Annotated in this window: 7 protein-coding genes; 5 read left to right on the top strand and 2 right to left on the bottom strand. The window is 33.6% G+C overall.

Features of this window, described 5'->3' with window-relative positions:
• Positions 1–19: 19 nt before the first annotated feature.
• The gene (locus Q0975_RS03345) at positions 20–3,151 is read right to left on the bottom strand and encodes a CRTAC1 family protein (RefSeq protein ID WP_299433077.1); all 3,132 of its coding nucleotides are present in this window, start codon (positions 3,149–3,151) and stop codon (positions 20–22) included.
• Between the two features lie 308 nt (positions 3,152–3,459).
• Here Q0975_RS03345 and Q0975_RS03340 point away from each other — a divergent pair, with 308 nt between their 5' ends.
• From Q0975_RS03340 to Q0975_RS28480, 3 genes are all read left to right on the top strand, one after another.
• A complete protein-coding gene (locus tag Q0975_RS03340) occupies positions 3,460–4,836 on the top strand; it encodes a hypothetical protein (protein ID WP_299433074.1) in 1,377 nt (458 codons plus the stop codon).
• A 127-nt stretch (positions 4,837–4,963) separates the two neighbouring features.
• Positions 4,964–5,944: a hypothetical protein gene (locus Q0975_RS03335; RefSeq protein WP_299433071.1), complete on the top strand. Its 981-nt coding sequence runs from the start codon at positions 4,964–4,966 to the stop codon at positions 5,942–5,944.
• A complete protein-coding gene (locus Q0975_RS28480) occupies positions 5,945–6,061 on the top strand; it encodes a T9SS type A sorting domain-containing protein (RefSeq protein WP_366888230.1) in 117 nt (38 codons plus the stop codon).
• Positions 6,062–6,286: 225 nt separating this feature from the next.
• Here Q0975_RS28480 and Q0975_RS03330 read toward each other — a convergent pair whose 3' ends face one another.
• Positions 6,287–7,948, bottom strand: coding sequence for a tetratricopeptide repeat protein (locus tag Q0975_RS03330; RefSeq protein WP_299433068.1), 1,662 nt, complete (start codon positions 7,946–7,948; stop codon positions 6,287–6,289).
• A gap of 208 nt (positions 7,949–8,156) precedes the next feature.
• Between Q0975_RS03330 and Q0975_RS03325 the strand changes: the two genes are divergently transcribed.
• Positions 8,157–13,718 (top strand): LamG-like jellyroll fold domain-containing protein, encoded by a 5,562-nt coding sequence (locus tag Q0975_RS03325; RefSeq protein ID WP_299433065.1) that lies wholly within the window; start codon positions 8,157–8,159, stop codon positions 13,716–13,718.
• A 318-nt stretch (positions 13,719–14,036) separates the two neighbouring features.
• Positions 14,037–14,471, top strand: coding sequence for a hypothetical protein (locus tag Q0975_RS03320; protein WP_299433062.1), 435 nt, complete (start codon positions 14,037–14,039; stop codon positions 14,469–14,471).
• The last annotated feature ends 47 nt before the right edge of the window (positions 14,472–14,518 follow it).

The following is a 14,518-nucleotide window of genomic DNA, read 5'->3' as shown; positions in this document are numbered from 1 at the left end:
AACGATTACGGAGATTGTTTTAAAGCTCTACAAGAGAATTAGGATACATAATCTTATAAGAAGTATTGGCCTGTAAGTTTTTTAGGATATAAGTTTCTCCATTACTCCATCTGACTTCAATAGTTGCTTTAGTGTCATTGCCTAACCCAAAGTGCTGGATTTTAGGATGAACAGATAAATAACCTGTTGTACTATGGATTTCGCGCCATATATTCTTATGATTTTTACTGTTTAATACCATAGAAGAGCCGATAGCATCTGTATTGATTTTTGCTTCTGGATTGCCAATGAGTTTTATTTTGATCCAGTTGTTGGTATGTGGAGTTTTGTTTTCCAGGATATTCGCTTTATCATGATAGTTATTGATGATGATATCAAGATCTCCGTCTTGGTCATAATCAAAATAAGCCGCACTTCTGGCGTTGCTATTAATAGCTACTCCTAATTCGGCAGCTTTATTGAGCAATTCTCCTCCTTCGTTTACAAAGAACACGTTCTTTTCTCTGCTGCTTTTTGCATAGGTTATGGATTTAGATTGTTCTAGTCTTTCGAAATAGAAAGGGTTTTCGCTAGAGTATACACTAAAATCATTCATACCATTAAGACAGTACAAATCTTCATCCCCATCATTATCATAATCAAAAAAATCTGCATCCCAAGACCAGCCCGTTGCAGAATACCCTCTTCCTACATTAGTAGATAATTGATACATTTTTAGTTTGTTTTTTTCAACATTGGATAAGAATAAATCATTAGCTTCTACCGTTCTAATAGTAGCCATTTTTTCTGGATCAAATTTCATTTCAGTGGTCGCATTAGGGTTTACGTATTTCTCATCCTTTTGCATAACGACTATATTAGAAATATATAAATCAGGGTATAGATCTCGGTTAAGATCTGTGATACCTATATTCATGGTGTAAGAAGGTTTATCAGTACCTAATTGCTTGCTAGCTTCTTTAAAAATTCCTTTTTGGGTATTGAGATAATATTTATTGACACCAAAATCATTTCCAACAATAATATCCTGTAAACCGTCCTGATTGATATCTGTATGTCCCAATGCTTGAGTCCATCCTGAATTGGATGTTGTGTTTTCAGTGAATATGACTTCTTCAAAAACAAAGTTTCCGAGGTTTCTAAACAACTTGTTTGGCATCCCGTTTTGATTATCCCTGCTTAATGTGGGTAAGGTACCATCTATATAGTTTCCAAAATAACCTATAAAAATATCCAGTAAGCCATCATTGTCATAATCGAAAGCTGTTGCTGGTCCGGCAACCGCATTCTTACCACCTAAATTTGAAGTCACACTAACATCTTCAAATTTTCCATTTCCATTGTTTTTATAAAGTTTATGAGTGTCGTTTACATATGTGATAAAAATATCCTGAGTTCCATCATTATTAAAATCAGCAATAATTGGTTGCCTAGGTTCTCCAAAAGAGTTTAGTTCATCATTCCAGTTATTGATATTACTAGACGTTGTAATATCTGTAAAGTAATTCCCTTTGGATGAATTAAGAAATAATTTGTTTCCGAAACCACCTAATAAGAGTACATCAATTAATCCATCATTATTAATGTCTTCGCAAGCTACTCCTGACCCTCCAAAAGCCGGAGGAATGGATAATTTAATGGTCTTTTCTTCCTGAGAAGTAGTGTAACTTCTAATAAGGCGATTTAACCAATCAGAAGATTTATGTTCAAAATGAATTGCTGTTTGATTATTCACTTCTTCGAATCCTGAATGGATTCCAGAATGCGAAGTAGAAACAATAGAAGTGTTCTCAGTAAAAGGAGCATAAGAGTTATAAGAATCAATCAGCTTCTGAATCTTTTGAAACCCTGCTGTAATATCTTCTATCTCTAATTTCTTTTTCTGATTGTTATGTGAATGTTCTCCTGCTAATCGTAATACCAATACTCCAATTTGGGCAATACCTTCTACCACTAGTTCTGCGGCATTAGGATCAAGTGATTGTAGTGGTTGCTTTTCTAGATCATTTAAGGAATACCCCAAAATATTCCAATGAAAACCACTATCACGAAATGAATCCAGATCATAAGACTCAATAGTTATTTTTTCATCGGTATTATTAGGAAAAAAGGTAACATCTTCAAAAGTATTTATATGTGCAGGAAGAAAGTTGTTTAAAGCGGATTGTACATTATCCACTCGTATTAAAATATTTTCTTTTTTAACGGCATAGTTCTGTGAGCTTTGTAATAAAGCATTTGAGAACTTAACCAAAGATTCCAAATAATAATTTTTCAACTGTAAGGATACTATCGAATCTGTAGGCCATTTTTGTTTTGCAAAATATACCTGAACATTTCTTAAGAAAACAGCAGCATTTACTTGGTTATATTTTTGGTATGAAGCGAGTTTTTGTTTAATAATCTTTTTTAAAATGCTGTTACTGTTATCTTTTATGGTTGCTGTTTTATTAAGTGAAGGATATTCTAGGGCAGCAGTAAGATTTTTATTGTTTTTAGATTGTTGCAATATCAATATCCAACTATCCCTGATTAACTCTTTAGAAATGGTTTTCTCATTTTTATTACGAGCAATATTATCGGCAATTTTAAGAGTAACCAGCGTAACCAGATTAACATAATCATTGACTAAAGAGATTGTTTTTTGATCAAAAGATAATAAGTTGGCTTCATTGAAGAACAGAGCATCTTGTTCTACAGATAATATAGATCTATATGTGTATGAAATGGACGAATATTGATCAAAATCTTTTTTTAGGATTTCGATAAATTTACCATCAAATTGATATAAATAATTGCCTTTACTATTTTGTCCAAATACGGAGATTGAATCAATTGTGTTTTTAATATGTCGGGTAGAAATGCTCTTAACACTACTGGCAATAGCATTTTTGGTGCCTTTTTTTTTGAGATATAAAATTAGCTCTTTTTGAATCTCAATTTTAAAATTTCTAGCTTGTTCATCTAATGGTGTTCCATACATGAAATCTTCTAAACGGCTGGCTGTTGCATAACACTTAGGATCTTTGTCTTTTTCTAGTTCCTGTATCTTTTGTATGATCTCTGAAAAGTTAGAAGTTTCTTGGGCGTTAACAAAAAATGAAGCAGATATGCATAACAGAACGAATAAATATTTAACCTGATACCGCATTGAATGGAGTCTTTTATACAAATATGCAAACATAATACAAATAATACCAATGCACATGTTTGTAATTATATAAAGTTATCGCCTTAAGTACTATTTCCATGTTTTATATCCGATTGGTGTTTTCTATGAAAAAAAACAGTTTTTAATTACAATAAAACAGCTGTAAGGTTTCAAGTATTTTGCTGTAATGCAGTAAAATAAGATACATTTTGATTGTTTTTGAATGAAATAATAATTAAAAATAATAATGAGGTATTCCAGTAATATTTATATTTTTGTGCGATAACCTAATCATATATCCCTTTACTATGAAAAGACAACTACTCTATGTAGCTATTTTTGTAACTACATTTTCTACGCTTTCTGCTCAGGAAGATGCGGATGTTCCAAGTAAACAACTAATAGCGGAAGATTTATTTGTTCAGGGTTCTCTCGGAATAGGCCTTAATATTGCTAATAATCAAGCTTTTGGTTCTGATACTTTCATTATGAAAGAAGATAACCTGAGAATGTTTTTTGATGATAATTCCAGTTCTGGATCTTTTCCTAGTAATGATTGGCGTTTTACATTTAACGCAAGTACAAATGGGGGAGATAACTATTTTTCTATAGACGATGCTACAGCTAATACGGTTCCTTTTAGAATTGATGCAGGGGCAGGTAACAATGCTATGCGTATTGAATCAGGAGGTAATGTAGGTATTGGAACTGCTAATCCGGCTGTTAAATTTCAGGTTACAGATGGTAATACTCCGACATTGCGTTTGGAGCAAGATGGTTCAGATGGATTTACTGCGCAATCCTGGGATGTGGCAGGTAATGAAACTAATTTCTTTGTTAGAGATGTTACTAACGGAAGTAAACTTCCTTTTAGGATTCAACCAAACACTCCCGAAAATACGCTTTCACTGAGAAGTAATGGGGCAATAGGAGTAGGAACCAATGGACCAAATGCTAACGCATCTATACATATGTCGTCAACGACTAAAGGACTGCTTATCAACAGAATGACTACAGCGCAACGTACAACTTTTGAGGGTAATCTAAGCACTTCTCTAAATGGAATGATGGTTTTTGATAGTGAAGAAAATGAGCTTTATGTTTGGGATGGAACTGCATGGCAATCAGCTATAAGTGCCAGCGTATTATCAGATTTAGAAACCAGAGTTGCAGCGCTGGAAACAGTAACCTCAGGTTCAGGTACAGATCAAACACCACAGATGTTTAATTATCAATCTGTAATTAGAGATAATACAGGTAGTATACTGATTAATCAAAACATTGGTTTTCAGATTAGTATCTTACAAGGAAGTAGTTCAGGTTCATCAGCATATACAGAAACACACTCAATAACCACTTCGAATAATGGAGTAGCAGCCTTTATGATTGGTAATGGATCAGTAGTGAGTGGTGATTTTACTTCAATTGATTGGGGATCTAGTACTTATTTTGTTCAATTAGAAGCAGATACCGCTGGAGGAACTAATTATCAATTGATTGGTACTTCTCAATTGATTAGTGTGCCCTATGCAATTCATGCAAGGTCTGCAGATTATCTTTCAGGAACCAGTGCTAAGTCGTTATTAAAGTCTTCTGATGATAAAACCAAACGAATTCAATCCTTAGAAACAGAGGTGAAGGAGTTAAAAGCTATGATTCAGCAATTTATGTCAGGAAAGAAATAGTTATTAACGGAAATCAAAAAATCAAGAAAGCCAAAACATATTTTAAAGTGTTTTGGCTTTTTTGATTTTAATAAAAATGATTTTTGTACTAAAATATATACAAACTTTATTAGTAAGTTTGTGTACCATGAGCCGCTATTTCATATTCCTTATCTCTCTAAATGGTTTAGAAAATCTTACAACGGTACTAGAAGATTTGGAGTTAGAAAACAACCCATTATTGGCTTCGATTACATCTTTGTCAGGAGTATCAGGAAGTGTTGGCGATCTAAAAGTTATTAATAGTAACCTTACGGATCTTAATGGACTTCAGAATATTACTAGTGTAAATGAAGATTTAGAATTAGATGATAACGCTTCTCTAATTGATATAAGCGCATTATCTAATATTAGTTCTGTAGGGAGTGATCTAGAGATATTTGATGCTGTATTTACCGATTTCTCTGGACTTTCGGGAATAGTAACTATAGGAAAAGACCTTACCATAGATGATTGTTTAGAATTAGAAACAATAACCGGATTTAATCCAAACCTGACTTTTGTTAACTTGTATATCACTGACAATCCAAAATTAACCTCTATAGAAGGGTTGCCTAAACAAAATAACCTAGAATTTGTTCAGTTAGATGACAATCCTTTGCTTACAGATATAGATATCTTCGAAAATATTACAACTTTAGGAGGGGTTTTTATTTCTGATATCGCAATTACCAATGTGGATACTTTTGGAAATATTGAATCCATTACAGATAATAGTCTTTTTTCTTTGATTGAAGGAGATCAGATAGAAACTATAAATCTTGATGTCTTATTAAATGTAAGTGATGAGCTTATTGTAACCTGTCCCAACCTTATAAGTGCATGTGGACTTTATAACTATGTGAATTCAGGTAATGGAACAAGTACCTTGACGATAAACTCCGGAGTTACTTGGCAAAGCCCTCAGGATGTTCTTAATAATTGCGCACTTTTAGGGATAACGGATATTAACATCAGTGATCTGGTTGTATACCCTAATCCGGCAGTAACAAGTTTTAGGATTCAAGGAGTAACAGATCAGATAGACCAAGTAAAGATTTTTGATATCAATGGTGGATTTGTAAAGTAAATAACCACAGATGCTATCAGTGAATCTATAGTTGTTAATGAATTATCTGCCGGGATATACTTTGTACAATTTACTTCTGGTAATAGGATAAAGACGTTGAAATTGATGAAGAAGTAATGGAAATGAAAGGATTCATGGAAAAACATCGGCTAACACTTACCTTAATAGTTCTCTATGTTTGGATTCTATGTATTATGATCAAATTGTCTCTTGTTTAATTTATAATTTTTAGAAGTTGTAAATGCTAATTACAGAGTTAAGGGGCTGTGACAAGCTATAAGTTTACAACTATATAAGCCACTCAAGTAATTGAGTGGTTTTTTATTTTCTTTTGAAAAGAAGTTATACTAATTCCATAATAACCTGTTCCAATTCTTGTGCTCTATGTAACCCCATTTTTTTTCGAATTCGATGTCTGGAGGCTTTAATGGATCCCATAGATACATTACGAATCACCATAATTTCTTTAAGACTTAGATTCATGCGCATCAGGGCACATATTTCTCTTTCAGATTTGCTAAGTTCGGGATATAAGTCTCTGATTTTTTGATTAAATGCCTCATCGAGCTGTTCAATATTATCTCCTATAGAATCAAATTTACTTTCTGTACTGATCTGTGCATTAAGATCACTGATTAAAGACTGAAAATCAGAAACATCCACAGCATCTGCATGTTGTTTTACTTTTTTAAGTTTAGAAAGGAATTCCTGCTTAAACTGCAAACGCATTTTATTATCAGCTACCAACTGCTTGGCTTGATATGTAGTATGTTTTAGTTGCTCATCTAATAACTCTTTCTCAAGCTGTTCTTTTTTAAAACGTTCTTGACTTAATTTTCTTCGATTATTTACGATAACTAATAATATGATAATTCCTGCGGAAACTAAAAGCAATAAAGTAATGTAAAGCCGATTCGTAGCCTGTTGTGCTTCATTTTTTAGCTTGAGTTCGCTTTTTTCGTTTGCAAATTGAAGACTATCTGCCAGTTTTTCCTTCTGAAATTGATAATTCAATTCCAGTGTAGTGATCTTTTTAGCATTTTTGACATTAAAAATCGAATCATAATAATATTTGTGTGTTTTATAAAAGCCAAGTGCATTTTTATAATTACCCATCTGCTCATAAATATGACTTCGTAATTGATAAATAATAGGAAATTTAGAGGTATTACCTTGTTTTTTAGCATAATCAAGAGCTTCATCCATATAGGATAGAGCTTCCTGATATTTCCCTAAATCCGAATGAATTTTGGCAAGGTGCATTAATGTATTAGAAAGGAAGTTATAATTTTTTGTTGATTTAAAAATATCAGTAGTTTCTTCATATAAAGCAATAGCTTTTTCATATTTACCAGTAGTATAATAGATAGTAGCTATATTATCATTGGACTTTGCTTTGTCTTTAAGTGTTGGAGAATAATTTTTAGATAATTGATAGTAATGCATAGCAGAATCATTCTGCTTGGTATAATAATATATGACTCCCAGCATGTTATAGGTGCGAGCCAATTGAGAACTATCTACATGTCGTTCCTGTATATCTATAGATTTTAAAAAATATTTTTTTGACTTGTCATATTCTTTTTGATATCTAAAGATCATAGCGATGCTATGATAACTCTTGGCAATTTCAAAAGAATCTTGCAATTTTTCCCTGATTTTTAAAGCCTGTAGCCTGAAATCCAGAGAGTTTTTATAATTGGTTTGTCTGGATTCATATTTTCCCAATACATCCAAAATACGTGCTTTTTGTTTTAAAAAATGATCAGAAGGAGAAGGAATATTGTCAATAAACTGCAGGGTTTGGTTCATCAAATCCCTTCCTTGATCTATGCTGTATTGCTCTACCACCTGAGTAAGTTCGAAGAGGTAATGCACTTTTAGAGAATCATTAGCTGCATCATTGACCTTTTGTCTCAATTCAACTTCTAAACTATCCTGTTGCTGCTGAGCTAGTACGATATATGAAAAGAGTAAAAAAAAGGCTATTAAAAAGACTCTCATGATACATTAGGGGGTTTACAGATGTACTACAAATATAACAATATTGACAAGAATTGACATATTTTTTATAAAACTAATTCTTTTGAAAACCCTTGTGAATAAAGGGCTGAAACTTTTTGTAACCATTAAAAACATTCAAATCCAAGAATAGATTTGTACCATTGCCTTCAGAATTGCAAATAAATCTTTAACTAATAAAACTCCCCTTATGAAAAAACCACTACTCTTATTTTTCGTGGTGTTTTATGCTATAGGATTCACCTCTTATGGATTATCTGTCAAAACACCACTTAAACCTTCCTCAGCATTATTTACACCACAGATTAGTATTACTGGTCCTGATATGATGACAGTGATTGCCAATGGCGATACGACTCCTGACATGCTAGATGGGACATTGTATTTTGAAATAGGGACAGGTAACTCTCTAATGACACCTTTTACCATCCAAAACAATGGTACAAGTGATTTAAATATTTCGGATATCACAATTACCGGAACCGATGCTTCAGATTTTGTACTCAATGACATGTGGCCGGTTACAGTGTTAAACGGAACATCAGAATCTTTTGAAATAAGTTTTGCACCACAATCTGCTGGAGTAAAGAACGCAATAGTAACCGTTACCAGTGACGATCCATTAAATGGAACCTATACATTTGCAATACAAGGAACCGCCTTTGAAGGCGCTACTGGTCTTCATTTTGATGGTGTGGATGATAATATCACTTTCAATAACGGAAACTATAGCTTAAATGATGATTTCAGCATTGAGTTTTGGATGAAACCTGATATCTCAGGAACAGACGAACATTTTATACTGGATAATTTGAGTGGTACTGCGGGATATAGTGTACGTATCGATATAACGCAGCAGTTAAATTTTACTTTTTTTACTGCTAGTGGTGTTAAAAATTTAAGTACTCCACCTATCGTAAATGATCAATGGCAGCATGTTGTAATTACCCATAAAGGTATTAATTATAGAATATTTATTGATGGAATAGAAGAAAATAGATTAACACTTTCTGAAGCTATTGTGGATAGTAGTAATAATCTAACTATAGGAAGTGCTTTTGGTGGTGGAGAATATTACGCAGGCGCTATAGATGAATTACGAGTATGGGATGTAGCATTGTCTAGTTGTAGAATTTCTGATCAATCTAGCTGTCAATTAACGGGAAGTGAAAGTGATCTTTTGGCTTATTACAATTTTAATAATGGAGAAGTAAACGGAAATAACTTTCCAGAGTATAGTATATTAGATCCTAATCATACGATTACCTCCGGTATTCCTCCACAAGGAACGTTGAACAATTTTGGGTTAACAGGTACAACTTCTAACTGGATAGACACTACTGCGAATGGAATTTCAGGAACATGTAATGTATATTCAGAATCTATAATTGGGATTGCTTCAAATAGTAACGCAATCAATAATGGAGATACTACAGCAAGTTCAGATAATAACACCTCCTTTGGAAATGTAGAATTTGGTCAAGCAGAACCTGCGGATTATACGATTAGTAATACAGGTAGTGCAACATTAAATATTTCTAATATTATAATCGACGGAGCATCTGATTTTACCATTATAGAATCACCAAACACAGTTGCGGCAGGTGCATCTGAAAATTTACGTATTCTATTTACACCTTCTTCTATCGGAACCAAAAATGCTACAGTTCGTATTCTAAATGATGATTGTGATGATGCTACTTTTGAGTTTGCAATAGAAGGAACTGGATTTACACCAGCTACAGGACTAAATTTCGATGGAGTGGATGATCATATTAGTGTTAATCATAATAGTTCATTCAACACAAACACATTTACAATAGAGACATACTTTAAAACATCGTCTTCTTCAGCTGGACAGTCGATTATTGCAAAATATGATGCAACAGGGATTAATGGGTTTTCAATGAATTTAAATAATTCAGGAAGGTTATTATTTGAGTATGCAGTACCAAATAGTGAAACAACTAGTTTATCTAATGCTTCTGGATTGAATGATGGTAACTGGCACCATGTTGCTTTAGCATTTGGAAATGGAAAGGTAACATTCTATATCGATGGTGTGTTAGATAATGAAATTACGTTTAGTAATATTCCAGAAACTCCAACAAATACAGAATCACTTTTTATAGGGTATTCTGAGTTTAATAACGTTTATTTTAATGGAGAAATAGATGAAGTGCGTTATTGGTCTAGAACACTATGTTTAGATGAAATTAATGCACAACGTGGTTGTGAATTAGCAGGAAATGAATCTGGATTGGTTGCTTATTATGACTTAAATGAAGGAAATGTTGCTGCAGACAATACTAGTGAAACAACTGCTAATGATGAAACATCAAACAATTTAGATGGTACATTAACCAATTTTGATTTAACAGGTAGTACTTCTAATTGGGTAGATACAACAGCAAATAGTATTTCGGGAACGTGTTCTGTTGCAATTCCAGAAATTAATGTACAAGGAAACGGTAACGATATTCTAAATGGTGATACAACTCCTGAAACTACGGATAATACAGATGCAGGAAACGTTTTGGTTGGTAATTCTGCTGAGATGAACTTCTTTGTACGTAATACAGATGGTTCCGGTACTTTAAATATAGATGGGGTTATACTTACAGGTGATACGGCTGATTTTACCATTACGCAAAACCCACATAACAATCCAATACTAGCAACTCAATCAGCTTCGTTAAAGATCAATTTTACACCAACATCTGGCGGGACAAAAACGGCTACAGTAATTATTAGTAGTGACGATTGTGATGAACCCGAATATACTTTCACTATACAAGGAACAGGAATTCCTCCAGGTACTGGTTTAGATTTTGATGGTGCTGATGATTTGGTGACCATTCCACATAATACTTCACAAAATAGTTTGAATTTCTCTGTAGATTTTTGGATCAAAACTACTGATGGATTAGGAGGAGTCATCAATAAGTTTACCCCAGATGGAAATAGTGGATGGCGTATTAACCTAGATGGTGGAAGAATAGAATTTTATTACTATGCCAGTGCTTCAAATTATGTTACAAGGTTATTGAGCCCTGCAACTTCGGTAAATGATGGTAACTGGCATCACGTAGCAGTTGCTTTGGACTCTGGAAATGCCAGATGTTATATTGATGGCACTTTGGCCAGATCAACTGGATGGAATGGAACTGCTACAGCTACCACGACCACAGCAGATATACAACTGGGATTTGCAGCAGCAGATTCGCCTAGTGGGGATACAGGAGGATATTTTGATGGGCAGTTAGACGAGTTACGTATCTGGACAAAAACGTTAAGTGAATTTGAAGTTGGTCAATTAAACGGCTGTACGACAGACATGTCACAAACCAGTTTAGTGGCCAGTTATAACTTTAACACAGGTATTGCAGCAGCTGATAATAGTGGTCTAACAACATTAGCTGATGGTTCTGGAAATAACTACAACGGAACACTTACTAACTTTGCGTTAACTGGAGCTACTAGTAACTGGATCGATGCGGCGGACAACAATATTTCTGGTAGTTGTGATTGCGTGGTTACAGGTGGCGTTACGTTGACTACGCAAGCCGAAGTAGACACTTTTGTAACGACGACTCTTGGATCTTGTGGAATTATTGAAGGAGATGTAACGATTAACGGAACTATTACAGATGTATCTGGATTCTCCAATCTTCATACTATTTCAGGAGATTTGCACCTGGAAGGGAACATTGTAGATGATCTTTCTGGGTTTGCTTCACTAACCACCATTGGAGGAAATTTCACTTTAAAAGATATGACCAATACGACTTCTGTAACTGCTTTTTCTAATGTTACGAGTCTTGGAGGAAATTTTGAAGTCAACAACCTGGATCAATTAACAGAAATTTCAATTTTTGATCAAATAGCTGAAATTTCAAGCATAACGATTACTAATAATTCGATGTTGTCAACGATTACTTTTGATGAATTGCAAACTATGAGTTCAAGTTTTGTCGTAACATTTAATGGATCTCTAAGTGCTATTTCTGTTCCAAAATTAACCCAGGTAAGTGGTGAATTTAGAATGAATAATAATGGTTCTGCAATGACCAGTCTTACGTTATCGCTTCTGGAAAGTACAGGAACTTTTCGAATTGCTGATATGTATGGTTTACAATCTATAAACGCCCCAGAGTTATTAACGGTTACTAACGGGCTTTTTGTAGGCAGTTGCGTTGCCTTAACTACGCTTACACTTCCAAAACTAACAAGTATTGAAAACAATTTTTCTATAGATAATTCTCCATCACTGAACTCCATAACAGCAACCGTGTTAAGTACCATAAGTGGTGGTGCACTATTTCATGATATGGCTGTGACTGATTTATCATTTTTATCAAGTGTTACTAGTATTGGAGGAAACCTTTCTTTAACCGATATGACCGTTCTTAATAATGTTCAAGGAATGGATAATTTAACATCTTTGGGTGGTTTCAACATATCAGATTGTGATTTGGTACCTAATCTGGAGGGATTCCCTAATTTAGCGATTACTTCAATAAATTCATTAAATATTGCCGAAAATGAATTAATCACAACATTTGATAATTCTTTCTTAGAATCATTAACTGCTATTGGTGCTCTTGGAATTAGTTTTAATAAAAATCTGGTAGAAATTGATGCCTTACAAAATTTAGTTTCTCTCACAGGAGGAAGTGACTCTACCATTAGAAATAATAATAGTTTACAAAGTATCAATCTCTATGCACTAAGAAATGTAAATTCTAATTTGATTATCCAGAATCAGGAACTAGGTATAACTAATCTATGTGGTTTATATGATTACGTTACTATTGGAGATGGTGCAACCACCTTATCATTTGTAGGAGCTAATGCAACTGCTTGGGATAGTGTACAGGATATATTGGATAATTGTAATGCAGCGATCAATATTAAAGTTTTCTTACAAGGAGCAGCCTTAAACCCTAATACAGGCGAAGAAAGTTTAATGAGAGATGATTTACGCATAGCAGGATATATTCCAACAACAAGTCCATATACAGATGGCTTAATCTGTAATTCGGCAGTGTTTAATATCACAGGAGATAATGCGATTGTGGATTGGGTTTGGTTAGAACTCAGAGATTCGGCAGATAATACTTCGGTAATCGCTTCGAGATCTGCTTTGTTACAGCGTGATGGAGATGTCGTACATACAGATGGAGTATCACCTATATATTTCTCAGCTTCGGCAGCTAATTATTATGTAGTTGTCAAACACCGAAATCACTTGGGTGTTATGACTGATAGTGCCGTAATGCTATCGCAATCAGCGACTACCGTAGATTATACAGATGGTAGTGTTACTACCTATGGCAATAATGCTCAGAGTAGTTATGGTATGCCAGTAGGTGTATCAGCAATGTGGGCAGGAGATAGTAATGGAGATGGAAACATAAGCCTCATCGGAAATCCTAATGATACCAATACCATCCGAGATGTGATTCTTAATGATCCAATCAACCAAGCGATTCAGTTTTATGGATTTAATGTTACAGGATATAATAATGCCGATGTCAATCTTAGTGGAGGCACTCAAATTATTGGATCCAATAATGATGCGAATTTGGTGAGAGATAATATTCTGAACCATCCGATCAATACGTTTATCCAGTTTTATGGATTTACTATTACAGAGCAACTACCAGAAGAGGTGACTACAAAGAGAATCGAACAGGATATTTTACTTTTAGAAAAGATGAAAATCTTATCAGCAAAGAAAACCAAATAAAATAGGATATATATGATCAGTAATCTTATTTAGATGAAATGTTCTTAAGAAAAGTTGTAAATCCAATTACAGAGCTAAGGGGCTGTAATATGTTATAGATATACAACTATATAAGCCACTCAAGGAATTGGGTGGTTTTTTTTGGTATATTTATTTAAGTTTTGGTCAAAGTAAAATCATATAGCTTGGTATTATAAAAAAACACTACTAAGGTTATGTGAAACAAGTAGTTTTATTTTGTAAATTGACTGAGAATTATAAAAACAACCAAATTAAACCTACTAAATTAGTATAAACAAAACCCAAAATTAAAATACTATGAGATCAATATTACTATTATTATTTGTTGGTAGTCTACTTATTTCTTGCAAGTCTCAGCAAAAAAGCGAGACTTTAAGTGGAAATGAAGATATCGAAACAATTACAGAAGATGAATTACTTACAGGTAAAGTATTAGGTAAAAGAAAAAAGAAAGTTGAGTATGTTGCAGTAAAACTAGTGGTGGATGAGAATACTTGTATGAAAGCGTATACGGACGAAGATGGATTATTTGATTTTTTAGTCAACCCTAGTAAAATGAAAGCGGACAGCTATTTCGAATTCGTTTATAAAGGATATGCAAAAAAACAAGTTCCTTATAGTGAAATTGCAAAAAATGGTACAGTTAGATTAAGTACTAAAGGAGAAGTAGTAACAACGACAGATTATCGTCTTTTTTATGAATCTGTGCGATCGTGTAAGGATGAATTATAGTTCCTATAGGGTGTTTAGTAATTAGTTAATTTATTAAGTCTAATGAA

The organism is uncultured Aquimarina sp., from assembly GCF_947500065.1.
Classification (GTDB): domain Bacteria; phylum Bacteroidota; class Bacteroidia; order Flavobacteriales; family Flavobacteriaceae; genus Aquimarina.
Note: the sequence above shows the minus strand (reverse complement) of the source record. Positions and strands in the feature narration are given on the sequence as shown.